The organism is Marinobacterium zhoushanense, from assembly GCF_014641945.1.
GTDB lineage: Bacteria > Pseudomonadota > Gammaproteobacteria > Pseudomonadales > Balneatricaceae > Marinobacterium_D > Marinobacterium_D zhoushanense.
Genome location: NZ_BMIJ01000008.1, coordinates 105549 through 130185, shown reverse-complemented (window position 1 = coordinate 130185; position 24637 = coordinate 105549). Strand labels below are relative to the sequence as shown.

At 60.9% G+C, this 24637-nt stretch carries 24 protein-coding genes; 13 read left to right on the top strand and 11 right to left on the bottom strand.

Features of this window, described 5'->3' with window-relative positions:
- Nucleotides 1-64 precede the first annotated feature (64 nt).
- The 13 genes from ccmA to IEX40_RS18520 all read left to right on the top strand — a co-directional run bounded on the left by ccmA (nt 65) and on the right by IEX40_RS18520 (nt 11886).
- On the top strand, nt 65-700 hold the full coding sequence (gene ccmA / locus IEX40_RS18580; protein WP_229680833.1) for a cytochrome c biogenesis heme-transporting ATPase CcmA: 636 nt from the start codon (nt 65-67) through the stop codon (nt 698-700).
- Nucleotides 700-1419: a heme exporter protein CcmB gene (gene ccmB, locus IEX40_RS18575; RefSeq protein ID WP_188751032.1), complete on the top strand. Its 720-nt coding sequence runs from the start codon at nt 700-702 to the stop codon at nt 1417-1419. Before ccmA ends, ccmB begins: the two co-directional genes overlap by 1 nt.
- Before the next feature lie 2 nt (nt 1420-1421).
- Nucleotides 1422-2186, top strand: a complete 765-nt coding sequence (locus tag IEX40_RS18570) for a heme ABC transporter permease (RefSeq protein ID WP_308421613.1) — start codon at nt 1422-1424, stop codon at nt 2184-2186.
- Nucleotides 2187-2213: 27 nt separating this feature from the next.
- The gene (gene ccmD / locus IEX40_RS18565) at nt 2214-2393 is read left to right on the top strand and encodes a heme exporter protein CcmD (protein ID WP_188751030.1); all 180 of its coding nucleotides are present in this window, start codon (nt 2214-2216) and stop codon (nt 2391-2393) included.
- The gene (gene ccmE / locus IEX40_RS18560) at nt 2390-2851 is read left to right on the top strand and encodes a cytochrome c maturation protein CcmE (protein WP_188751028.1); all 462 of its coding nucleotides are present in this window, start codon (nt 2390-2392) and stop codon (nt 2849-2851) included. The genes ccmD and ccmE overlap by 4 nt, the downstream gene beginning before the upstream one ends.
- On the top strand, nt 2848-4803 hold the full coding sequence (locus IEX40_RS18555; RefSeq protein WP_188751026.1) for a heme lyase CcmF/NrfE family subunit: 1956 nt from the start codon (nt 2848-2850) through the stop codon (nt 4801-4803). The genes ccmE and IEX40_RS18555 overlap by 4 nt, the downstream gene beginning before the upstream one ends.
- 24 nt (nt 4804-4827) lie before the next feature.
- On the top strand, nt 4828-5361 hold the full coding sequence (locus tag IEX40_RS18550) for a DsbE family thiol:disulfide interchange protein (RefSeq protein WP_188751025.1): 534 nt from the start codon (nt 4828-4830) through the stop codon (nt 5359-5361).
- Nucleotides 5361-5846, top strand: coding sequence for a cytochrome c-type biogenesis protein (locus tag IEX40_RS18545; protein WP_188751392.1), 486 nt, complete (start codon nt 5361-5363; stop codon nt 5844-5846). Before IEX40_RS18550 ends, IEX40_RS18545 begins: the two co-directional genes overlap by 1 nt.
- Nucleotides 5843-7084 (top strand): c-type cytochrome biogenesis protein CcmI, encoded by a 1242-nt coding sequence (ccmI, locus tag IEX40_RS18540; RefSeq protein ID WP_188751023.1) that lies wholly within the window; start codon nt 5843-5845, stop codon nt 7082-7084. Before IEX40_RS18545 ends, ccmI begins: the two co-directional genes overlap by 4 nt.
- 57 nt (nt 7085-7141) lie before the next feature.
- Nucleotides 7142-8530 (top strand): cell division protein ZipA, encoded by a 1389-nt coding sequence (gene zipA, locus IEX40_RS18535; RefSeq protein WP_188751021.1) that lies wholly within the window; start codon nt 7142-7144, stop codon nt 8528-8530.
- Between the two features lie 84 nt (nt 8531-8614).
- Nucleotides 8615-10969 (top strand): NAD-dependent DNA ligase LigA, encoded by a 2355-nt coding sequence (ligA, locus tag IEX40_RS18530; RefSeq protein ID WP_188751018.1) that lies wholly within the window; start codon nt 8615-8617, stop codon nt 10967-10969.
- Nucleotides 10966-11184 carry a YheU family protein gene (locus tag IEX40_RS18525; RefSeq protein ID WP_188751017.1) on the top strand — a complete coding sequence of 73 codons (219 nt, stop codon included), beginning with the start codon at nt 10966-10968 and terminating at the stop codon, nt 11182-11184. Before ligA ends, IEX40_RS18525 begins: the two co-directional genes overlap by 4 nt.
- Nucleotides 11185-11196: 12 nt before the next feature.
- Entirely contained in the window at nt 11197-11886 is a 690-nt protein-coding gene (locus IEX40_RS18520; protein WP_188751016.1) for a DUF4126 domain-containing protein, read from the top strand.
- A 135-nt stretch (nt 11887-12021) separates the two neighbouring features.
- Here the strand turns inward: IEX40_RS18520 and IEX40_RS18515 are convergent, their stop codons facing one another.
- The 11 genes from IEX40_RS18515 to IEX40_RS18465 form a co-directional block, all read right to left on the bottom strand.
- Nucleotides 12022-12690, bottom strand: coding sequence for a CBS domain-containing protein (locus tag IEX40_RS18515; RefSeq protein WP_188751014.1), 669 nt, complete (start codon nt 12688-12690; stop codon nt 12022-12024).
- Between the two features lie 29 nt (nt 12691-12719).
- Nucleotides 12720-14696 (bottom strand): bifunctional tRNA (5-methylaminomethyl-2-thiouridine)(34)-methyltransferase MnmC2/FAD-dependent 5-carboxymethylaminomethyl-2-thiouridine(34) oxidoreductase MnmC1, encoded by a 1977-nt coding sequence (mnmC, locus tag IEX40_RS18510; protein WP_188751013.1) that lies wholly within the window; start codon nt 14694-14696, stop codon nt 12720-12722.
- Nucleotides 14697-14718: 22 nt separating this feature from the next.
- Nucleotides 14719-15981: a nucleotide sugar dehydrogenase gene (locus IEX40_RS18505; protein WP_188751011.1), complete on the bottom strand. Its 1263-nt coding sequence runs from the start codon at nt 15979-15981 to the stop codon at nt 14719-14721.
- A 21-nt stretch (nt 15982-16002) separates the two neighbouring features.
- Complete coding sequence (gene pgi, locus IEX40_RS18500) at nt 16003-17634, bottom strand: glucose-6-phosphate isomerase (protein WP_188751009.1); 1632 nt, start codon at nt 17632-17634, stop codon at nt 16003-16005.
- A gap of 44 nt (nt 17635-17678) precedes the next feature.
- Complete coding sequence (gene galU, locus IEX40_RS18495; protein WP_188751007.1) at nt 17679-18557, bottom strand: UTP--glucose-1-phosphate uridylyltransferase GalU; 879 nt, start codon at nt 18555-18557, stop codon at nt 17679-17681.
- A gap of 122 nt (nt 18558-18679) precedes the next feature.
- Nucleotides 18680-19048 (bottom strand): Na+/H+ antiporter subunit G, encoded by a 369-nt coding sequence (locus IEX40_RS18490; RefSeq protein ID WP_188751005.1) that lies wholly within the window; start codon nt 19046-19048, stop codon nt 18680-18682.
- Nucleotides 19049-19057: 9 nt separating this feature from the next.
- On the bottom strand, nt 19058-19327 hold the full coding sequence (locus tag IEX40_RS18485; RefSeq protein ID WP_188751003.1) for a K+/H+ antiporter subunit F: 270 nt from the start codon (nt 19325-19327) through the stop codon (nt 19058-19060).
- A complete protein-coding gene (locus tag IEX40_RS18480) occupies nt 19321-19824 on the bottom strand; it encodes a Na+/H+ antiporter subunit E (RefSeq protein ID WP_188751001.1) in 504 nt (167 codons plus the stop codon). Before IEX40_RS18480 ends, IEX40_RS18485 begins: the two co-directional genes overlap by 7 nt.
- The gene (locus IEX40_RS18475) at nt 19821-21329 is read right to left on the bottom strand and encodes a monovalent cation/H+ antiporter subunit D (protein ID WP_188750999.1); all 1509 of its coding nucleotides are present in this window, start codon (nt 21327-21329) and stop codon (nt 19821-19823) included. Before IEX40_RS18475 ends, IEX40_RS18480 begins: the two co-directional genes overlap by 4 nt.
- Entirely contained in the window at nt 21330-21692 is a 363-nt protein-coding gene (locus IEX40_RS18470; protein ID WP_188750997.1) for a Na+/H+ antiporter subunit C, read from the bottom strand.
- Nucleotide 21693: 1 nt separating this feature from the next.
- The gene (locus IEX40_RS18465) at nt 21694-24492 is read right to left on the bottom strand and encodes a monovalent cation/H+ antiporter subunit A (RefSeq protein ID WP_188750995.1); all 2799 of its coding nucleotides are present in this window, start codon (nt 24490-24492) and stop codon (nt 21694-21696) included.
- Nucleotides 24493-24637: the final 145 nt, after the last annotated feature.

The window sequence follows — 24637 nt, the reverse complement described above, 5'->3', positions numbered from 1 at the left end:
GGCACAACTGAAGTATGCATTAATCGCTGCAGGCGGCGAATAATCAAGGGTGGAGAGTCACTGTTTGTCCGGGCCGATGTTAAAAGTGGAAAACCTGTTCTGTGAACGGGATGACCGTGTGCTTTTCGAAGGTCTGGGGTTCTCCGTCGATGCCGGTGAGATTGTCCAGATAGAGGGGGCCAACGGCAGCGGAAAGACCACCCTGTTGCGTATCCTCAGCGGCCTGTCGCGCAATTATGAGGGCGAGATCTACTGGCGTGGTGAACCCATCGATGATGTTCGCGACCAGTTTTGCCGCGAGCTGCTCTATTTCGGACATCAACCGGGGGTCAAGGCGCTGCTGACGCCGGAGGAGAACCTGCGCTGGTACTGTGCCCTGCACCCCTCGCTTGACGCCTCCAGGGTCAGTGAAGCGCTGGAGCAGGTCGGCCTGCGCGGTTTCGAGGATGTGCCCTGCCATTCGCTCTCCGCAGGCCAGCACCGGCGTGTTTCGCTGTCGCGCCTCTATCTCAGCGATGCACCGCTGTGGATTCTCGATGAACCCTTTACCGCGATCGACAAGCGCGGCGTAGCGGCGAAGGAAGCCCTGATCGGTCGCCATATCGCCCGCGGTGGCAGCGTCATCCTGACCACGCACCAGGATCTGCAGGGGAGCAGCGCCGTGCGCTCGATAAATCTGGACCAGCAGGGTGGAACTTGATGGCGGATCTGCTAACTAACGCCGCAGCCGAACAGGCCCAGATCGGGCCGGGCGGGTTGTTCATGGCCACGCTCAGGCGTGACCTGATGTTATCGCTGCGCCGCAAGAGTGAGCTGGTCAATCCGCTGATCTTCTTTTTGATGGTGATTACGCTGTTTCCTCTGGGTGTGAGTCCGGAGCCCGGTTTCCTGGCTCAACTGGCACCGGGGGCGTTGTGGGTGGCGGCACTACTGGCCACCCTGTTATCGATGGATGGGCTGTTTCGAACCGATTTCGACGACGGCTCACTTGAACAGCTGCTGCTCAGTCCTCAGCCACTGTTTATCGTCGTCCTGGCCAAGGTGTTGGCGCACTGGATGCTCAGTGGACTGGCACTGACCCTGGTGGCACCGGTCATCGCGGTGATGCTGTTTCTTCCCGCCGAGGGGATGCCGGGGCTGATGTTGAGCCTGTTGATCGGCACGCCTACGTTGAGCCTGGTCGGGGCGATAGGTGCCGCATTGACCGTAGGGCTCAAGCGCGGCGGTGTGTTGATTTCGCTGCTGGTGCTGCCGCTCTACATACCGGTGCTGATCTTCGGTACCAGTGCGGTACAGGCCGCCGTAACCGGACTGCCTCTGGGCGGTTACCTGGCTCTGCTTGGTGCCTTGCTGGCGCTGGGACTGGCACTCGCGCCTCTGGCGATCGGTGCCGCGTTACGAATTTCGGTGAGTGGATAGTTATGTCGGATAAGAAATGGATGCCACGCTGGTTTTATCAACTGGCCTCTCCGCGCTGGTGCTATCAGATCTGTGGCAAGCTGCTGCCCGGTTTTACGATCGCCGCGCTGGTGCTGCTGATCGGCGGCACGGTCTGGGCATTGCTGTTTGCACCTGCTGATTACCAGCAGGGCAACAGCTTCAGGATCATCTATCTGCATGTGCCGTCAGCGATCCTGGCCCAGTCCTGCTATATGCTGATGGCGATTGCTGGCGCTATAGGGCTGATCTGGAAGATGAAGGTGGCCGATATGGTGGCCAAGTCCTGCGCACCGGTTGGCGCATCCTTGGCGGTACTGGCGCTGCTCACCGGCGCGATCTGGGGCAAGCCGACCTGGGGCTCCTGGTGGGTCTGGGATGCTCGCCTGACCTCGATGCTGATTCTGTTTTTCCTCTATCTTGGCGTCATGGCATTGAACTCCGCCATCGAGAGCGAGTCTACCGCTGCACAGGCGAGTGCGGTGCTGGCGCTGGTAGGGCTGGTCAATATTCCGATCATCAAGTACTCGGTAGAGTGGTGGAATACGCTGCACCAGCCGGCAACCTTCAAACTGACCGAAAAACCGGCCATGCCTGCGGAGATGTGGCTGCCGCTGCTGGTCATGGTGGTCGGTTTCTACCTGTTCTTTGCCGTCACACTGATGATGCGTCTGCGCAACGAAATTTTGCGCCGTGAGCGTCGTGCCGGTTGGGTCAAGGAAATACTGCTGTCTAATTCTGCTGTCTAATTATTAAGTGGTGCGAGCGAGGTAGGTGTGAGTTTCAACTCCATTTCCGAATTTTTGACGATGGGTGGGCACGGCCTCTATGTCTGGCTCAGTTATGGGCTTGGCCTGGTGGTGATTCTGGCAAATCTGATCGCACCGCTACAGGCCGGCAAGCGTCTGCGCGCGCAGTTGACCCGCCGTCTACTGAGGGAGAGCAATGGCTCATGAATCCGAAACGCAAACAGCGCCTGCTGATCGTTCTTTTTATCGTCGTCGGTGTCGGCGTGGCGGTGGGGTTGACCCTGTTCGCCCTGAACCAGAATATCAACCTGTTCTACTCGCCAAGCCAGATCGCTGAGGGCGAGGCTCCGCAGGGTACCCGTATCCGTGCCGGTGGCATGGTCGTGGATGGCAGTGTGCAGCGCTCTACCGAAAGCCTGGCGGTCAGTTTCGATATCACCGATTACGATAAGGTCGTGCGCGTGGAGTACACCGGTATTCTGCCCGACCTGTTCCGTGAAGGGCAGGGGATAGTGGCCCAGGGTGAGCTGGACAGCCGGGGTGTACTGCAGGCGGTGGAAGTACTGGCCAAACATGACGAGAACTACATGCCGCCAGAGGTGGCGGAAGCGTTGGAAAAGGCAGGCAAGATGCCCAAGCCCGCGGGTCAGGAGTTCAATAAATGATTCCGGAACTTGGTCAATACGCGCTGATACTGACTGCCTGCCTGGCCGTGCTGCTGGGTACGATACCGATGATTGGGGCGACGGTAGGCAATGCCCTTTGGTGCAGCTACGCCCGCCCACTGGCGATCGCCATGTTCGGCTTCGTGCTGTTCAGCTTCCTCTGCCTGAGCTGGTCGTTTCTGCAAAGCGATTTTTCAGTCGCCTACGTGGCCAGCAACTCCAATACCGCCCTGCCCTGGTATTACCGGTTGAGTGCGGTATGGGGGGGGCATGAGGGCTCGCTGCTGCTGTGGCTGCTGATCCTGACCGGCTGGACGCTGGCCGTGGCGTTGAAGAGTGGCAACCTGCCGGAGGACATTCAGGCGCGCGTGCTCTCCGTCATGGGCCTGATCACCATCGGCTTTACCCTGTTTATCCTGTTCACCTCCAGCCCGTTTGAGCGTTACCTGCCGAGGATTCCGGAGCAGGGCGCCGACCTTAACCCGCTGTTGCAGGATATCGGCCTGATCATGCATCCGCCGATGCTGTACATGGGCTACGTTGGTTTCTCGGTTGCCTTTGCTTTCGCCATCGCGGCCCTGCTCAGTGGCCGGCTCGATACGGCCTGGGCGCGTTGGTCCAGGCCCTGGACGGTGGTTGCCTGGGCGTTTCTGACCTTGGGGATCGCGTTGGGCAGCTGGTGGGCCTATTACGAACTGGGCTGGGGCGGCTGGTGGTTCTGGGATCCCGTGGAAAACGCCTCGCTGATGCCCTGGCTGATCGGCACGGCACTGGTACATAGCCTGGCGGTGACCGAAAAGCGTGGTGTGTTCAAAAGCTGGACGGTGCTGCTGGCGATCTTCGCGTTTTCGCTGAGTCTGCTCGGCACCTTCCTGGTGCGTTCGGGCGTGTTGACCTCGGTGCATGCCTTCGCCTCGGACCCCGACCGGGGGTTCTTTATCCTTGCGCTGCTGGCGATCAGTATCGGCGGTTCGCTGTTGCTGTATGCGATCAAGGCATCGCATGTCAAAAGCGAGTCGAGCTTCGGCTTGCTTTCGCGTGAAAGCTTCATGCTGATCAACAATGTACTGCTCACCGTTTGCTGTGCCACGGTACTGCTGGGGACGCTCTATCCGCTGCTGGTCGATGCGCTCAACCTGGGTAAAATCTCGGTGGGGCCTCCCTATTTCAATGCCCTGTTCGTGCCTCTGGGGAGCCTGTTGGTGCTGACGATGGGGGTAGGAGTACTGCTGCGTTGGAAGCAGACATCGCTACAGCTGTTGATTGGTCAGCTCTGGTTGCCAGGAGTGCTGGCGGTGTTGGCTGGCGCCCTGTCGCTGTATCTGCTGCCGTATTGGCCGGGCTTCTGGGTCTCTGCCGGGCTGTTGCTGGCCTGGTGGGTGGTGTTTACCGGCGGGCGCGATCTGGCCAATCGGATGCGTAACAAAAGTGCCGGCCTGTCGGCCCTCCTCGGCCAGTCTCGCGCCTACTACGGCATGGTGCTGGCGCATGGCGGTATAGCCGTGCTGGTGGTCGGTATCGCCTTGGTCTCCACCTTCAGTGAGCACAGCGACCTGAGGATGGAACCGGGTGACCGTAAACAGTTCTATGACTACGAGTTCGTATTCGACGGCATCCGCAAGGTCGATGGCCCGAACTTCCACTCCGATACCGGTGTGATTCGGGTGTTGTACCAAGGCGAGCCGTACACCGAGATGTACCCGGAAAAGCGTCTTTACACGGCGCGTGGCAACGTCATGACCGAGGCTGCTATTGACCCCGGCCTGTTCCGCGATCTCTATGTCGCACTCGGTGAGTCTCTGGGCGGTGACGCCTGGGCCGTGCGGGTACAGTACAAGCCCTTCGTGCGTTGGCTCTGGCTCGGCGGACTGATGATGACCATCGGCGGACTGTTGGCCGCCACCGACCCGCGTTACCGTAAGCAGGCGCGCCGAGATTTGGCTGGCGCCTGAATACCTGGATAGGAAAGACTGACTATGCGTCGCATCTTGCTCTTCGTACCGCTGTTGATCTTTATCGGCCTGGGCTATTTCCTCTGGCGCGGACTGTCAATTGACCCGACCGAGCTGCCCTCGGCACGCCTGAACCAGCCGTTTCCCCAGTTCCAGCTCGCCTCGCTAACCGAGCCGGAGCGGATGATGACCGAAGCTGACCTAAAGGGGCGGCCAGCACTGGTCAATGTCTGGGCCACCTGGTGCCCGACCTGTAAGGAGGAGCACACCTTCCTCAACCAGTTGGCACAGCAGGGGGTGACCATCTATGGCATCAACTACAAGGATGAACCGTTGAAAGCGCGTGAGTGGCTCAAGCGCTATCTCGACCCCTACGCGGAGGTGGTTCTCGATCAGGAGGGCTCGCTGGGTATCGACCTGGGGGTCTACGGTGCGCCTGAGACCTACGTTATCGATGCTCAGGGAGTTATCCGTTATCGCCATGTCGGTGCAGTCGATGCCACAGTCTGGAAACAGCTTAAGCAGGTCATGGATCAATTGGCGGGAGGGGATGCGTGATGAGACCCTGGCTGCATTCTTTTTTTCTTGGCAGTGCACTGCTCCTGGCGGCCGCGACGGCTCAGGCGGCCATCGAGGCCTACGAGTTTGACGACGAGGCCACCGAGGAGCGTTTTCAGCAACTGACCGAAGAGCTGCGTTGCCCCAAATGCCAGAACAACAACATCGCCGACTCCAACTCACCGATCGCCTCGGACCTGCGGCGTGAGGTTTACCGGATGCTGAATCAGGGTGCCAGCGACGATGAGGTGGTTGATTTCATGGTTACGCGCTACGGCGAGTTCGTGCTCTATCGACCGCGCGTATCAGAGATGACCTGGATCCTCTGGTATGGCCCGTTCGTATTGCTGGGTATCGGTGCCGTGGTGGTGCTGTTGATCAGCCGGCGGCGTCGCCGTTCCGATACGGCCGATGCCAAGCCGGGACTGGACGCAGCTGAGCGTGAGCGACTGAATCAATTGCTGGAACAGGATAAGAAACGATGATGGCACTCTGGGGCGGAATCGCTCTGCTGACCCTGATCGCCGTGGCGGTGGTGTTCTGGCCGCTGCTGCGTGCTTCCCGCCGTGCCCGTGCAGCGGCTGTGCAGGAGGGGGATGATCGCCGGCATCAGAATATCGAGATTTACCGAGAACGGCTGGCCGAATTGGCCGATGAACGCGACGCCGGTACCTTGGATGATGAAAACTTCGAGATTCTCAAGCTCGAGCTTGAGCGCAACCTGCTGATCGATGCCGAACAGCCGGAGGTGGTGCTGCAGCATCCCCGGCCGAACGGCGCGCAACTGACCACCGTGGTGCTGCTGGCGATGATGATTTCGGTAGCCGCGCTCGGACTCTATCAGTACCTGGGGCGCGCCGCCGATCTTGAAATCACGCTCAATCCCCCGCCGGTGCCGAGCACACTGGAGGAGGCGATCGGCCAGCTGGAACAGGAGCTGGCGCGCAACCCGGATAACGCCGAGGGCTGGTATCTGCTGGCCAACACCTACGTCAATCAGGGGCGTTTCGATGAAGGTTTGCAGGCATTTCGCAAGATCCTGGAAATCCTGCCCGAGGACGCGGTTCAGTATGCCGGCGTACAGGGGCAGATCGCCCAGGCGCTCTACTTCCGTGCCGAAGGCAAGATGACCGACGAGGTACGTGCACAGATCGAACTGACGCTATCGCTGGATCCAGCCGATATCACCGCGCTGGGCATTCTCGGCATCGACGCCTATGAGCAGGGCCAGTACCGCGAGGCGATCGACTACTGGGGTCGAGCGTTACCGGGTGCATCCGGCGATGCCGCGCAGTCGTTGCGCTCAGGTATCGAGCAGGCGCGCCAGCAGTTGGCGGCGGCCGGGGAGCCGGTTCCCGATGTGCCGGAGAGCAGCGGGGCGGTGATTCGAGTGGCGGTCGATATCGCCGATGAGCTGAAGGCAAGAGTGGAACCCGATCAAGTGGTGTTCATCTACGCCCGTCCCGTGGGCGGTCGTATGCCGTTGGCGGCGGTGCGGCGCAAGGTATCGGAGCTGCCACTGGAGGTGGAGCTGAACGACAGCCTGGCGATGATGCCGGGCGCTGAACTCTCCAGTGTCGACGAAGTCGAAATTGGAGCGCGTATCAGCAGTACGGGGCAGGCGATCGCGGCCCCCGGTGACCTGATCGGCAGCCAGTCCCCCGTATCTGTTGGTGACGAGGAACAGTCGGTTAAACTGGTGATCGACAGGGTAGTAGAGTAGTCTGTTACCCAATAATTCGAACATGAATCAGATAGTGGATAGGAACAGAACCTAATCATGGAGATCAGTCTGCGCGAATGGCTTATCATTGGCGGAATTCTGGTAATTGCGCTGATTCTGTTTGACGGTTGGCGTCGTATTCGGGGTAGCCGCAATCGTATCCGGATGGATATTGATCGTTCTGCGATTGGCGACGGTCCGGTGGAGGAGGTAGCGCAATCCAACCCGGAACTGCCCAACGGCGGCGCAAGGCGTCGTACGCACGCTGCCGATCATGAGCGCCATGAACCCACTTTTGCAGGCGACGGCCCGGCGCTGGATGACGAGTCCGATCGCTTGCCGGAGTTCGAGCCCAACAGCGTAGAAAAAGTCTCCAGCAAACGCTCGCGGCATCGAAACGATGAAGCGTCGGAATCTGTACCCTCCGCGATGAGCGCACCACCGGAGCGTAACCCCCTGCATGAGATGGATCCTCTGTTCGATGATGTGCCCGTGGAACCCCTCCCCCTGCGAGCGCAGCGCGAGGAGGTGCAGCGGCGGGATGATGAGATCGCCGATGCCGAGGCGCTGAGTGACGCGGGTAGCGTTTCACCGACCGAGACGGAGCGGGAGCAACAACGCCGGCATGACGATACTCGGGCCGATAAAGAGGATGACGAACCCTTCGAGATGAGCTTCGAGTTCGATCCCGAACAACCTATCCCGGTGTTGATGGACCGGGTGCGAGCGCAAGCCACGGCTTCACCGCAGCAGACTGGCGCAGACCCTGCAGAGCAGCCCTCCACCACTAAGCGCGAAGCCCCGAAACAGCGCCGTAATGGGGAGATGCATCCTCAATTGCCGTTTGAAGACGCTGAGCAGACAGGCGAGGCAGAGCCAGCTTCGGAACAGCAGGGCTCTTTGACTGCCTCACAGCCGGAGCCCAGTCAAAGCAAGCAGGCACAGATCGAGTCGAGCCGGGTCCAGGCTGAGGCGGTACCCAAGCGTCCTGCACCGGAGATCACCCCTGATCCGGAAGATATGCTGGTGATCTTTGTCGTAGCCAAGCGTGGAGAGGTATTGCCGGGTGCGGTGATTCACAAGATTGTCGATGCCTGCGGTTTGGAATTTGGCGAGATGGGGATTTTCCACCGTTATGAGCGGCCCAACGCCCAGGGCGCGTTGCAGTTCAACATGGCCAATGCGCTGCAGCCCGGTACGTTCGACCTTGATACCTTGGAAAGCTGTGAACTTCCTGCTGTAACCTTCTTCATGTCGATGCATGACCCGGCCGACCCGCTGGAAGCCTACGAGTGCATGCTGGCGACAGCGGAAACCCTGGCGCGTCATCTGGATGCCGAACTGCTGGATGGCGACCGTTCGGTGATGCGTCCGCAGACCAAGGAGCATTACCGCGAGCGCATCCGCGACTTCGAGATTCATAAACGGGTGAAGCGCGCTCACTGAAGCGCATAGCCCATATAGCCCTGTCGTTTGCGGTCGCGAACGGCAGGCGCTTCCCGGCACACCTCCAGAGAAAGCTTTTGACCGATGAACACCTCCGTTTCGGCGCGAATTCAGGCGCTACGCGAACAGATCGATCTGCATAACCACCGTTACTATGTACTCGATGAGCCCAGCATCCCCGATGCCGAATATGATCGTCTGTTCCGCGAGCTGCGCGAGCTGGAGCAGGCCAACCCCGAACTGATCACGCCCGATTCGCCGACCCAGCGCGTCGGTGCCAAACCCAGCGGCGGTTTTGCCGAGGTGGCTCACGAACTGCCGATGTTGTCGCTCGACAACGCCTTCAGTGCCGACGAGTTACGGGCCTTTGTCCGTCGTATCGGTGACCGGGTCAAGGGCACGGACACGGACAAGCTCAAGTTTGCCTGCGAACCCAAGCTCGATGGGCTGGCGATCAGCCTGCTGTATGAACAGGGTGTGCTGGTGCGCGGTGCCACGCGCGGTGACGGCTATACCGGGGAGGATATCACCCTCAACGTGCGTACCATTGCCAACATTCCGTTGCGGCTGATGGGCGAAGGTTGGCCGGCGCGGCTCGAGGTACGCGGAGAGGTGTACATGCCCAAGGCGGGGTTTGAAGCGCTCAACGCCGAGGCGCGCGCCCGCGACGAGAAAACCTTCGTCAACCCGCGCAATGCTGCCGCCGGTAGCCTGCGTCAGCTCGATCCTGCCATTACCGCCAAGCGACCGCTGGAGTTCTGCTGCTACAGCACCGGTATCGTCGAGGGCGGCGAATTGCCGTCCAGTCACAGCGAAACCTTGCAACTGCTGCGCAAGTGGGGCATCCGGATCAACCCGGAGATGCAGGTGGTCGAGGGGGCCGAGGGATGCCTGGAGTATTACCGCCGAATGGAGCTGATGCGGACCTCGCTAGCGTACGATATCGATGGGCTGGTGTTCAAGGTGGATGACCGCGAACTGCAGCAGCAACTGGGTTTTGTCGCCCGGGCACCGCGTTGGGCGATTGCGCACAAGTTTCCGGCCCAGGAGGAGATCACCAGGCTCAACGATGTGGAGTTCCAGGTCGGGCGTACCGGCGCGGTAACGCCGGTGGCGCGACTGGAGCCGGTGTTTGTCGGGGGCGTCACCGTAAGCAACGCCACGCTGCACAACATGGACGAGATCGCACGCCTTGATGTGCGCATCGGCGACTATGTCATGGTGCGCCGGGCCGGCGATGTGATCCCGCAGATCGTCAGCGTAGTGACCGAAAAGCGTGATGGTAACGAGCGTCCGGTGCAGCTGCCCGAACACTGCCCGGTGTGCGGCTCGGAGATCGAGCGTACGCAGTTGGTCAAGCGCGGCAAGAGCGGACAGCAGGTCAGCGAAGGGGCGATCTACCGCTGCATCGGGCGGCTCGCATGTCAGGCGCAGTTGAAGCAGGCGCTGATCCATTTTGTGTCACGCAAGGCGATGGATATCGATGGTCTGGGCGAGAAAAATATCGATCAGCTGGTGGAGCGTGAGATGGTCGCATCACCCGCCGACCTGTACCGTCTGAGCAAGAGCCAGTTGCTGCGCCTTGAGGGGTTTGCCGAACTGTCCAGTGACAACCTGATCAAGGCGATTGATGACAGCCGGATGGTGACACTGGACAAGTTCATCTATGCCCTGGGTATTCCCGAGGTCGGAGAGGAGACGGCGCGGGTATTGGCCAAAAGCCTGGGGTCCCTGAACCGGATACAGCAGGCGTTGCCGGAGCTGCTGACTTGGCTGCCGGATATCGGCCTGGAGGTGGCACATGAGATTCACAACTTCATGCAGGATGAGCACAACAGTCAGGTGATTGGGGACCTGCTTTCACTTGAGGTCAGGCCCAGCGAAGCGGGCGCTCTGGCGCCGGAGCTGCAGGGTAGCATCAGCTTCGCCGAGCTGATCGACAAGCTGAATATTGCCGGCGTCGCCAAGACCGGCGCGGCGCTGCTGGCGGATCGTTTTTTGACACTTGACGCGTTGCTAACGGCCGACGAAACGGCGCTGAGCGAGATCCCCCGTTTTGGCAGCCGGGCGCGAGCCGGGCTGCTGGAGCGCCTGAACGACGCGCGCTGGTGTACCAATGCCAGGGCGTTGGAGCATCAACTGCGCGAGTTCGGCATGCACTGGGAGTGCAAGGTCGAGCAGCCGCTGCAGAGCCTGCCGCTGGCCGGTGAAACCTGGGTGCTGACCGGTACGCTGGAGAGCCTGACCCGTGATGATGCCAAGGAGCGGTTGCAGGCACTGGGGGCGAAGGTGGCAGGCAGTGTATCGGCAAAGACCACGGCCGTGGTCGCCGGAGAGAAAGCGGGCTCCAAGCTGGCCAAGGCGGAACAGCTGGGTGTGCGCGTGCTAAGCGAGGCCGATCTGCTGAAACTGCTGGAAGCTGAAGGTCAGGGCGCGTGATCATCCCCTGGCAACAGCTGTCGCCCGACGCGCTACGGGGGCTGATCGAGGAGTTTGTGACCCGCGACGGCACCGACTATGGTGAAAGTGAGGTCTCGCTGGAGCGCCGAGTCGAGCAGGTGCAGGCGCGGTTGCGCTCGGGAGAAGCCGTATTGCTGTTCAGTGAAAGTACAGCTGAGTGCTCTATAGTAGCCAGGGACAGGGTAAAGCCGTAGAAGGAGGTTGCCGTGGAGCAACTTGATCAGATCACCAGCCTGATCGCATTGTCGATGGGGGTTGCCTGGGCCAGCGGTATCAACCTTTATGCGACGGTGTTGATGCTCGGCGTGCTCGCCAATCTGGGCCATATCACACTGCCGCCAGGGCTGGAGATCGTCGCCGATCCCCTGGTGCTGATGGCCGCCGGTTTGATGTACTGCGTGGAGTTCTTCGCCGACAAGATACCGGGCGTGGATACCGGCTGGGACACCCTGCACACCTTCGTCCGTATTCCGGCCGGTGCCGCGCTGGCAGCCGGTGCCGTCGGTGACCTGTCGCCGGCAGTGGGGCTGGCCGCCGCGCTGGTCGGTGGCTCGCTGGCTGCCGGTAGTCACAGTCTCAAGGCCGGTACCAGGGTCATGATCAATACCTCGCCGGAGCCGGTGACTAACTGGACCGCGTCGATCAGTGAGGACCTGATTGTAATTGGCGGATTGTGGACGGCGCTCAACCACCCCTGGTGGTTCATCGGCGCGCTCATCCTGTTCGTGCTGTTCCTGATCTGGGTACTGCCCAAACTCTGGCGGGGGATCAAGCGGGTGTTCGGTTTCCTGGCACGGCTGTTCTCGGGCGACAGCAGTAATGCCCCTCAGTCGAACCCACCTCCGGCGGCACCTGGCGATAATCGCCTGCCGCCAGGCTCAAACGGCTCACCTTAATCTTTGTTGAGTGCTGAAAAACGTTAGCGAGGCCGCCCGCGCAAGGCAAAAATCGGCGAGACGAGGGAGTTTATAGTTTATAAATGACCGAGTTGAGCCGATTTTTAACGCTGCGATGGCAACGTAGCTAGTTTTTCAAGCCCAGCTTTCGACGCGGGCATTATTGATCAATAATCGCAGCAGATCCGAGCGGGTGATGATGCCGATTACCCGCTCATCTTCATCGATCACCGGTATCGCGCGTACCGGGTAGTTGACAAAGGTAGCCGCCAGAACCGACAGCTCGGTCTCCAACGCGGCGACGATCACTTGGCGCTGGTAGGCCTGGGATACCGGGAGCGCGGAGTTGTTGCCGAAGGGTTCGATATCCCGCTCCGACAGCAGTCCCACCGGAAGCCCCTCCTCGTCGATGATGGCGAGATGGTGGATATTGTGTGCCCGCATCTTCTGCGCGGCGCTGCTCAGAGTATCGGCGGTACGGGCGGTGTATACCGGCGACACCATCAACTGCCGCGCCGTGAGCCCGCTCTTGCGTCTCTCCCGGCCGCCATATCCGGAATTGCTATAGGTATTCGGACTTTCTCGTCCCTGTTCAGCGGCCGGTAGGCGGCGCTGACGTGGCCGGCCGCCGGCATTGGCGAGGGCGTCTTCGAGCTCCTGGGCTTCGTCACGGGCGATATCGTCGCTTCCCGGCAATGATTGGGAGCGACTGGGCTCGGTCAGCTGATCGACGCCTTTGGGCTTGAACAGCGCTGATACGGGGGTCTGGATGCGATACCCCTGGTCATACACAACCAACGCCATGGTGTAACCTCGCGTTAGGACTATTCCTATTATATCGTCCGTCTGATCAGATTCTTGATCACGAAGCGTACCGGGTTCAGCGCGTCGGCTACCCTGCGTGGCAGTGGCAGAGGTGTGTTGTCTACCAGTGATGCGATGTACTCGGCACTAATTGGACAGCTGACCAGCCCTTTAGATCCATGGCCCGCGTTGATATACAGACCCGGCAGATGGCGCATGCCCGGTTCGAAACGCCACTTGGAATCCTGTCGTAGGCGGGCGAAGCGTCGCATGACCCAGTCAAATTCCGGTACCGGGCCGACTATCGGCAGGTAATCCGGTGTTGTTGCACGGTATGCCACGCGGCCGTCCGCCGCGGCCATGTCGAGTGCCTGGGCCAGTTCCGGTATCGCCCGCTCGAGCAGGTCGAGATTGGCTTGGTGCTCTTCTGCTCTGACATCGAGGTCCAGGTCGTGCAATTTGAAGCTGGCACCAAAACAGTAACGGTTGTCCAACGCCGGGGAGATATACCCCTCGCCGCATACCACCCGTTTGAGCGGCGCCAGATGCAGGGGCTGATCGGCTTGGGAGGTCTGCCCGCGGATAGGTTTGAGCGGTAGTCCGGCAAGCGGCTTGAGCCGATTCGCTTCGGCCGCACTGCAGACGATGACTACCGGGGCTGAATGGGTCCCGCCGTTGATCTCCCAGAGCCCTGATTCGGCATCATGGGTTAACGATTCTACCGGCGTATCAAAGTGACAACGGATATTACTGTCGGCAAGCAGGCGTTGACAAAGCAGCGGTGGCGAAGCCCAGCCTGCCTCGGGGAAAAACAATCCGCCGGCGCTGAGTTCCAGTCCAGCCAGTTCGCTCGCCTGCTGTCGCGTGACCTGACGTGTCAGCTGTTCCGGATAGATCCCGGAGTCGATCAACTGCTGTTGATGGCGGATCTCTTTCTCGCTCAGCGCGAGGCTCAGCACGCCGCAGATATCGCCGATCTCCGCCTGTTCGACGGCGAGTCTGCGGATCAGTGCGGCGGAGTAGTGCAGACCCGCGATATGCAGTTCGCTCTGCCGTGTGGGTCGGGTGGCGAGTTTGATAAACAACGCCCCCTGAGGGTTGCCGGAGCCCTCCAGCGCCGGTGCCGGGTTACGCTCGAGCAGATCGACCTGCCATCCGCGCCGCGCCAATACCGCCGCGGTAGTGCAGCCGGCGATGCCGGCACCGATGACGATGGCGCGGCGCTCGCCGGTAGCGAGTGGCTCCGGCCGGGCCAGCCAGGGGGCCTGTTGCGGCGTGGGCTCAGGGTCTGACGCGTATATTCCACTGAGCATCTCTCGCTTGCGTCCGAAACCGGGCAGTTTGTCGACATTAAAGCCGACCTGTGCCAACCCGCGACGGACCAGGCCTGCGGCGGTGAAGGTGGCGAAGGAGGTACCGCTACGGGAGTGGACGGCGATCTGGGTGAACAGTTCGGGGCTCCACATGCCCGGGTTGCGCGCCGGTGCGAAGCCATCGAGGAACCAGGCATCGACCTGACCGTCGAGTTCGGCCAGCATCTCGGCGGCATCGCCAAAGGCCAGGGTGAGCGTTATACGCCCGTCGTCGAATACCAGGGTGTAAAAACCGCGCAGCGGGGCTGGCCAACTGGTAAGCAGCTGACGGGCACCGGATTCGAACTCCGGCCACTGAGCCAGCGCCTGGGCCAGATCCTCCGGTAGCAGCGGGTGTTTTTCACAGGAGATATAGTGCAGCCTGGCCGATTCGGGAGCCTGCTTCAGCCAGAGACGACGGGCACAAAGAAAATTCAGTCCGGTACCGAAGCCGGTTTCCGCCAGCGTAAACCGGGAGTCCGGGGCCAGCGCTTGCCAGCGTGCGTCCAACTGGTTGGCGGCGAGGAACACGTACTCGGTTTCCGCCAGACCGCCCGCCTTATTGAAGTAGATGTCGTCGAACAGTACCGATACCGGGGTGTTGTCCTGCCAGCTAAGCTCCGCTGGCGTCAGTTTGTCATCACGGCTGTTCAATCGGGTCTGGATCCAAGTCGGTTCAGTGGCTGGCGCGGCCGACGCCGTAGTAGGTAAAGCCCAGGTCATGCAGCAGTTGCGGGTCGTAGACGTTACGGCCGTCGACGATCACCGGTTCGCGCATCAGTCGGTGCAGCTCGGTATAGTTGGGCGACCAGTATTCCGGCCAGGCGGTCAGCAGCAATAGAGCGTCGGCGTCATTGACCGCCTCGTAGGGGTGGGCACAGTAGACCAGTTGCGGATGTTCGCCGTAATGGAAGCGGAAATCCTCAAGCGCCTCCGGATCGTGCAGCTGGATGGTTGCGCCCTGGGCCAGCAGCGCGTCAACCACGCGTAGGCTGGGCGCGCTCTCCACCGTGGCCACTCCGGGTTTGAACGCCAGTCCCCAGACCGCGATGCGGCGGTCGTGCAGGTCGCAGTGGTAGTGCTGCCAGAGTTTGCGGAACGGCAGCTCCTTGTGCTGCTCGTTCTGCTTGAGCACGGTTTCCAGCAGTGTCGACCCGCGGGTCTTGCTGAGCAGCCCGGCGAGACCCTCGATGTATTGGGTAAAGTGCTGGCCACCGAAGCCGCAGCCGGGCGACAGATAGTAGGGGCCGACGCGCTGGTCGGTGCTCATGCCATCGCGCACGGTCTCGATATCGACGCCGACATGATCGGCCAGCATCGCCAGCTCGTTGATGTAGCCCAGACGCAGGGCGAGCATGCCGGTGATGGCGAACTTGGTGAACTCCGCTTCACGCCGGCTCATCAATCGCAGTTCGGTACCTTCGCGGGTAAACGGGCGCATCAGTGCGGTAAACATGGTGCCGGCCGAATCGTTCTCGCAGCCGACCAGCAGCACCTCCGGATGGGCGAACTGGCGCATCGCCTGACCACCCTGCAGCATGTCCGGCAGATATACCACGTGCTGGTTCTTGCTCTGGTCCAGTCGAGCCTGCAACTGGTCGCTGGCGCCGGTGCCCAGGTTGCTCTGGTTGACCACCAGCAGCGAGTCCTGGTGCACCGCGGCCAGATGAGCCACGATCTCGCTGGCCGCTTCCAGTTCGCCAGGCCCGATCGCCAGCCAGTGGATCTCGGCCGAGAACGGATCCTCCTCTTCGCTGGAGCGGATCTGGCCACCGATAATGCCCTGCTCAAGCTGGTTCATCAGCCCCGGCTCGATGCGGATGGCGCTCTCCGCCGGCGCCAGTGCCGATCCGGCCTTGATGATATCGTTACCGTAGGCCGCCAGCTGCGCCGCGGCGATCCAGCCGGCGAGTTCGTCGCCCCAAACACAGATCTTCATACTCAGGTCCTTTTTCCCGGTTCAGCCTTGCTCGCGCAGGGTGTTGATGCGCTGGAGCAAGCCACTGGTGGCGCAGTCCAGCGATCCGGAGAGGCCGGGGTTATCAAGCTCATCCAGCATTGCGGTCGCCATCTTCTTGCCCAGCTCCACACCCCACTGGTCGAACGGGTTGATGCCCCAGATAACCGCCTGGGTGTACACCTTGTGTTCGTAAACTGCTATCAGCTGCCCCAACGCATAGGGGGTCAGTTCATCGAGCAGGATGACCGTACTGGGCTGATTACCGCGATAGCGCTTCCAGGGCGGGGCAGCGGAGGCGCTGTCGTCGTCCAGCGCCTTGTCGCCTAACGCCAGCACGCGCGCCTGGGCAAGACAGTTGGCCAGCGCCAGGCGGTGCTGCTGTTGCAGCTCCTGACCACGGTCGGTGTAGCGCTTGGCGGGCACGATAAAGTCGCACATTACCGACTCGGTGCCCTGGTGCAGCAGCTGGTAGAACGCATGCTGGGCGTTGGGGCCGATCTCGCCCCAGAGCACCGGGCAGGTATGTCCTTGGGTGGCGCTGCCGTCCAGGCGCACGCTCTTGCCGTTGCTCTCCATCTCCAGCTGCTCCAGATAGGCCGGCAGGTGGGCCAGGCGACCGTCGTAGGGCAGGATGGCATGGGCATGAATATCGAGCAGATTGATGTTCCAGATACCGACCAGCGCCAGCAAAACGGGCAGATTTTCCCGTAACGGTGCCTGGTGAAAGTGGCTGTCGATGCTGTGTGCGCCGTCCAGCAGCTGGCGGAAGCCCTCCATGCCGATGGAGATGGCGATCGGCAGCCCGATCGCTGACCACATCGAGTAACGTCCCCCGGTCCAGTCCCAGAACAGTAGTTGGTTCTGGCTGGGGATGCCCCATTCGCTGGCTTTCTCCGGTTGTGCGGTAATGCCGATGAAGTGGTGGCGCAGAATCACCTCGGTATCCAGACTGCTGGCGTCGACCAGCCACTGACGGGCGGTCGCGGCATTGGCCAGGGTGTCGATGGTGGTGAACGACTTGGAGGAGAGTACGAACAGCGTCGTGGCCGGGTTCAGGCGGCTGAGCAGTCCCGAGAGCTGGCTGCCATCCATCGACGACACAAAGTGCAGCTCTATCCCCTGTGCGGCCTTGGGCTTGAAATCGCTCAGTGCGCGACAGGTCATCAGCGGACCGAGATCGGATCCACCGACACCGATATTGACCACCGTGTCGATCGCTTCGCCACTGTAGCCGCGCCACTGTCCCGAATGCAGGGTGGTGACCAGGGCCTCCATCTTGGCCAGGGTGCTCTGAACCCCGACGACAATATCCTCGCCATTCAGGCTGAGGCTCTTACCTGCCGGGGTGCGCAGCGCGGTATGCAGCGCTGCACGGCCCTCGGTACAGTTAACCGGCTTGCCGCTGATCAGATCATTGATCTTCTGTTGCAGCTGGCAGGCCTCTGCCAGTGCGACCAGTTGGTCCAGCGTCTCTGGTAACAGGCGCTGGCGGCTCAGATCGAGCAGCAGGCCATCGTGTTCGAATGTCAGTGCGTCGAAACGCCTGGTGTCGCTGAGCAGCTCGCTCAAGTGACGTGGTTTGAGCGCCTGCGCACTGTCACGCAGATCGCTCCAACAGGTATCGGGGGTCACGGTAACTCCTTGCCCGGATTAGAGGGGATCCTGGGATCCTCTGCTCAGAGGGTAAGACCGCTGATGAACTCGCGCAGTGCCGACCCGGTTTCGGGGTGGCGCAGTCCCAGCGCGATATTGGCCTGCAGTAGACCGGCCTTGTTGCCGCAGTCGTAGATCTTGCCGCGCATATTGTAGGCTTCCAGCGGAGACTCCTGGGTCAGCGCCAGCAATGCGTCGGTGAGCTGGATCTCGCCGCCAGCGCCCGGCTGGGTCTCTTTCAATAGCTGCATTACCCGTGCCGGCAGAATGTAACGGCCGACAATGGCCAGGTTGGACGGGGCCTCTTCCGCCTTGGGTTTTTCGATCATGCCTTTAATCTCTGCGGTCTGACCGGACTCGACCTTGGCGCCACCGCAGTCGACGATGCCGTAGCGCTGTACCTGATCCTCCGGTACCGACTCGACCATGATCTGGCCCCTGCCGGACTCCGCGTAGCGGGCGGTCATCGCGCTGAGGTCGCGCTTGCCATCCGGGTTGTCGATGATCATGTCGGGCAGAATCACGGCAAAATCGTCGTCACCGACGATATGGGCGGCACAAAGCACCGCGTGACCCAGACCCAGCGCCTGTGGCTGGCGTACCGAGACGATCTCAACATCGTCTGGGATGGTGTCATTCACCGCCGCACGCAGCTCATGCTTGCCCTTGCGGGTCAGCTCCATCTCCAGTTCGTAATGGTGATCGAAGTGATCCTCTATCGCCTGCTTGCCGCTACGTGTCACCAGAATGATTTCACGGAAGCCGGCTTCGATCGCCTCCTCGACCACATGCTGAATAACCGGTTTGTCGACCACGGTCAGCATCTCTTTGGGGATCGCTTTGCTTGCAGGTAATACACGGGTGCCCAGCCCCGCGACGGGGATCACAACTTTCGTCAGCATCTTGAACCCTTATTACTCGGTAATTTAAATACAAACACCATACCATAAAGCGGTTGAGGCCCGCATGACGCCGCTCAGCGATCGCCTGTGCTGTCGGAGAGGGCGTCAGTGCTAGGCCTGGATCAGTTATCGGCGGGTGGCGGCTGACGCTTGCGAGCGGCAGTGAACAGGTTCTGGCCCTGGGTGCGCTTTAGCGCACGTACCTTGTGGTGCAGGGCCGCTTTCGCGAGCATGTGCGCGCTGACCGGCGCGGTGATCAACAGAAACAGCGTGATCAGCAGTTCGTGCACTACCAGTCGTTGTTCGGCAACGAAAAAATAGATCATCGAGCCGATAAGCAGTCCGGCCAGCCCCAGCGTCGTGGCCTTGGTCGGTGTATGCAGGCGGGTGTAAAAGTCGGGCAGGCGCAGCAACCCGAACGAACCCAGCAGTACGAAAATACCGCCGAGGAGCAAAAATGCGCAGATGATCAGTTCGATTACAGGGGTCATGGTCATCTCCTACTCGATGATGTCGCCACGCAGCAGGTATTTGCACAGGGCGGCGGTGCTGACAAAGCCGAGCATGGCGATCAGCAGCGCACTCTCGAAATAGAGTGCCGAGCCCTTGTACAGTCCGAACAGTAAAATCAGACCAATGCTGTTGATATACAGGGTATCCAGCGCCAGGATCCGGTCCGGTAGGTCCGGGCCGCGGAGCAGGCGGATCAGGTTCATGATCAACGAGATACAGATCAGGGCGCTGACAATGACGATGGTGGTGCTCAGCATCCAAATATCTCCTTCAGCGGTGCCTCGTAGCGTGACTTGATCTGCGCGATCAACTGCGCCTCGTCGGTCAGGTGGAGCACATGAATATAGAGCCACTGCCGGTCTTCCGACACCTCCGCGCTGACCGTACCCGGCGTCAGCGATATGGTGCTGGCCAGAATGGTGATCGGCAGCGTTCCTTCGATATCCAGCGGCACCGCGACAAACGCCGGCTGCAGCTTGCTCATCGGCCCGATAACCCGCATCGCCACCTCAAAGTTGGCGACCAGGATGTCGTAAAGCACCATCAGCGTGTAACGCACCGCCCGCAGGTGGGAGCGTACCCGGGGCTGTGGTGCCTGCATCGGTACCACCAGCAACGGAATAGCCAGGGCCAGAAAGGCGCCGAGCAGGATGTGTCCCGGTGCCAGAGTGTTGTTGAGCAGTAGCCAGGTCGCGAACAGGATCAGGCTCTGTGCCGGCATCGGGATCCAGCGGCGGGTCCAGGATCTGATCATGATCCACCTCCCGGCAGCAGCAGGTGCAGTGATCGGCTCATGCCGTGCAGCTGCTCAGCCGTGTCGTAGGTGAAGTCGGACACGGGGCCGCCGAAGATGACCAACAGCGGGGAGGTGAGCAGTAACAGGAATACGGCTGCCAGTTGCAGTCTGGAGACCCGGTCACAGGAGTCGGGTTCGCGGCTGGTATGCCAGAACAGCGTGGTACCGGCCCGGGACATGGCGATCAGTGCTGCCAGGCCTCCAAACAATATGGCCGGGTACACCCAGGCCGCCTCCCCCTCCAGCAGGGTCGATTTCAGCAGCAGTGCCTTACCGACGAAACCGGAGAAGGGGGGCAGGCCGACAATCGCCAAAGCGCCGATAAAGAACGCGATGCCGATAGCCACCGGCTGGCACATGCGGCGTGCGGCAACAAAACGGTCTTCGGCCTTGCCGCGCTGCTGACTGATCATATCCGCCAGCAGGAACAGACCGGCACACACCAGTGTCGAGTGCACCAGGTAGTAGAGCAGGGCGCCGGTGGCTTCGCTGCGCGCCATGGCCAGTCCCACCAGCAGAGTGCCGACCGAGAGCACCACCAGCTGCGCAATCAGTTGGCGCAGGCTGGAGGCCGCAAGCACGCCGATGGTGGCGGCTATCAGCGTCAGGATCGCCAGGGGCCAGAGCCAGGGCGTGGCGATCTGGGCCAGGGCGCCGGCGTCGTCACCGAAGATCACGGTGAACACCCGCAGAATGCTGTAGATCCCCACTTTGGTCAGAATCGCGAACAGTGCCGCCACCGGTGCACTGGCGGCGGAATAGGTCCGCGGCAGCCAGAATTGCAGCGGCAGGATCGCCGACTTCAGCCCGAACACCACAAGCAGCATCAGCGCGCCAGCACTGGCGATCGCCTGCTCCGAGGGGGCCAGTTGACTTACTTTCTGTGCCAGGTCGGCGATATTGAGTGTGCCCAGGGTGCCGTAGAGGATGCCCAGCGCGAACAGGAAGATAGAGGACCCCACCAGATTCAGCACCACATAGTGTACGCTGGCCCGGGTCTTCTGTTTGCCGCCGCCATGGATCAGCAGGGCATAGGAGGCGATCAGCAGCACCTCGAAGAACACGAACAGGTTGAAGATGTCGCCGGTCAGGAAGGCACCGTTGATGCCCATTAGCTGGAACATGAACAGAGGATGGAAGTATGCCCCCTGGCGATCGTCTCCGGCACAGGCGTAGAGCATACTGGCGAAGCCCAGGACCGAACTGAGCAGCAGCATCAGCGTCGACAGGCGGTCGGCAACCAGCACAATACCATAGGGGGGCTGCCAGTCGCCGAGCACGTAAACCTCTATCTCGTCACTGCCCGCCTGCAGTAGCAAACGCAGGGTAATCAGTACCAGTACGCCCAAAGCCGCCAAAGACAGTGAGCGCTGGCGCGAGAGCTGGCCGCTGATCGGCGGCAGCAACATCAACACGCCGCAGAGCAGCGGTATCAGAATCGGCAAGATCGCCAGGTGTTCCATTTATGGCTTCTCCTTGGCGGTCGACTCTTCGGTGATCGTGGGCAGGCGGCCGTCCACATGATCGTTGCCCAGGTCGGCTCGAGCGCGCATGGCCAGGATAACGGCAAAGGCGGTCATGGCGAAGCCGATCACGATGGCGGTCAGTACCAGCGCCTGTGGCAGCGGATCGGTGTAGTTGGTCGCTTCCGCCTGCAGCACGGCAGCATCGTCGATGCCGAGGCGTCCGCTGGCGAACAGAAACAGGTTCACCGCATAGGAGAGCAGTGTAAGCCCGACCACGACAGGGAAGGTGCGTCCACGCAGGGTGAGAAAAATGCCGCTGGTGGTCAGAATTCCGACGCAGAGTGCGTAGGCCATCTCCATATCAGAGCTCCTCCTTAGTCAGTACAGGCCGCTCCGTGGTCGTCAACTTGCCGAGGTTGGCCAGAATCAGCAGCGTGGCACCGATCACCGTCAGGTAAACGCCCAGGTCGAACAGCATCGCGCTGGCCAGCTCGAAATCGCCCACCAAGGGGAGATGGAAATGGTCGAACCAGGAGGTCAGGAAGGGGCGGCCGAAAGCCCAGCTGCCAAGCCCTGTCAGCGTCGCAATCAACAGCCCGGAACCGATCAGCCACTGGTAGTTGAGTTTCAACCGTTCCTTGATGAAATCGACGCCATTGGCCACATACTGCTGGATGATCGCCACGGCAGTAATCAGTCCGGCAATGAATCCACCGCCGGGCATATTGTGCCCACGGAGGAAAATATAGACCGATACCAGCAGCGCCAGTGGCAGCAGCAGCTGTGACACCGTCGCCAGGATCACCGGGTAGCGGTCGTTAGACCAGGGGCGTCCGCGCTCGTCGCCGGCGGGCATAAACAGACGCATACGGTTGATCAGTTTGAAGATCCCCAGCGCCGCAATCCCCAATACGGTGATTTCGCCTAGCGTATCGAAGCCACGGAAGTCGACCAGAATAACGTTGACCACATTGGTACCGCCGCCGCCGGTTTTACTGTTGGCGAGGAAAAAGTCGGAGATCGAGTGCAGCGGGCGAGTCATCAGTGCATAGCAGAGTGTGCCGACTACGCCGCCGATCAGGGCTGAGATCGCCAGGTCCCGCATCATCTGGTGTGGGCTCGACTCCTTGGGTGTGCGCTGGGGCAGGAAGAACAGTGCCAGCATCAGCAGGATGACGGTCACCACCTCCACCGACAGCTGGGTCAGGGCCAGGTCTGGCGCAGAGAAGCGGGCAAAGGTGACGGAGACGATCAGACCGACGATGGAGAGCGTGATCAGGGCGATCATTCGCTTGCGGTGCCATATCACGGTCGCCAATGCGCCGAGGATGAGCAGTGCGGCTCCGGTTATCTCGACGCCACTTATCGGCAACTGTGGCCGCTCCCCCACAAGCTGACTCAGCGCCATCATCGGGGTTACCACCAGCGCGAAAGTGAACAGCAGCATGAGCATCAGGTAGCGTTGCAGTGAGCCGTTCTCCAGCCGGTCGTTGACCCAGCGGCATCCGGCCATCAGCATCTGGATCAGCTTCTCGAATATCTCCTTGGCGTCCGCTTCGGGGAACTGGGCCTGGAACTGGAACAGAACCTTGCGGTTGTAGTAGATCACCAATCCGCCGACGAAAGCGATCGTACTCATCGCCAGCGGCAGGTTGAATCCGTGCCAGATCGCCAGGCTATATTCGGGCACCAGCCCCTGCAGCACTGCGGACGAGGCGCTATTCAGCAGGTCGCCGATTACATATCCGGGCAGCATGCCCACCAGCAGACAGAGCGCGACCAGAATCTCCACCGGCAGCTTCATATAACGCGGCGGCTCATGGGGCGTGCGGGGCAGATCGATCGGCTCGCCATTGAAGAACACATCATGGATAAAGCGCAGCGAATAGGCGACCGAGAATACGCCACCGCAGGTGGCCAGTACCGGCACCAACCAGGAGAGCGCCCCCAGAGTACTCTGGTGCAGGGTTTCGGAGAAAAACATCTCCTTGGACAGGAATCCATTCAGCAGTGGCACGCCCGCCATCGCCGAGGCGGCGACCATCGCCAGCGTGGCGGTATAGGGCATATATTTCCACAAGCCGTTGAGCTTGCGCATATCACGGGAGCCCGACTCATGGTCGATGATGCCCGCGGCCATGAACAGCGACGCCTTGAAGGTGGCGTGGTTGATGATATGGAAGACCGCCGCCACTGCTGCGAGCTTGGTATCCATCCCCAGCAGCAGTGTGATCAGACCCAGATGGCTGATGGTGGAATACGCCAGCAGCCCCTTGAGGTCATGCTTGAACAGCGCGAAGTAGGCTCCGGTCAACAGCGTCACCAGACCGGTCAGACTGACGATAAGGAACCACATGTCAGTGCCCGAGAGTACCGGGTAGAAGCGGGCCATCAGGAAAATGCCCGCTTTGACCATCGTCGCCGAGTGCAGGTACGCGCTGACCGGCGTCGGTGCGGCCATGGCGTGGGGCAGCCAGAAGTGGAACGGGAACTGCGCCGACTTGGTAAACGCACCGAGCAGCACCAGCACCAGAATCGCCGGATAGTAGCCGGAGTTGCGGATCTGGATGGTGCTGGCCAGCACCCTGTCCAGGTCGTAGCTGCCGACCACATTGCCGATCAGCAGAATCCCGGCCAGCAGTGCCATGCCGCCGGCGCCGGTAACGGTCAGCGCCATACGCGCGCCGCGGCGGGCTTCGCGCTTGTCGGACCAGAAACTGATCAGCAGGAACGAGCTGATGCTGGTGAGCTCCCAGAATACCCAGAGCTGGATCAGGTTGTTGGACAGCACGATGCCGAGCATCGCGGTCATGAACAGGATCAGATAGCTGTAAAAGCGCCCCATCGAATCTTTCGGTGACAGGTAGTAGCGCGCATAGAGAATGACCAGCAGGCCGATGCCGAGGATCAGCAGCGCAAACAGCAGTCCCAGTCCATCAAGACGAAAGGCCAGCTCCAGGTCGAGTGCCGGTATCCAGGGTAATGTGCTCTTCAGCGTCGCACCGGAAAGCACCGTCGGCGCGTGAAACAGCACTATGAGCAGTGAGAGGGCCGGTAGCAGCGACGTGGTCCAGGCACACAGGGTTCGCCCGGTGCGTGCGGTTAACAGTGGCACCAGGGTGCCGAGTAGAGGCAGCAGTGGTACCCATATCAGATTCATGGCTGGGGATTACTCCTGTCAGTCATGCGGTTCAATAGTTCCAAGTGGCGTGCAGTGTATCATGCTGTTTTGAAACGTTATATGTATAGACTTTTCGTCGAGGAAAGTATCGAAATATCCGTTGTTATATTCGGTTTTTTCGATG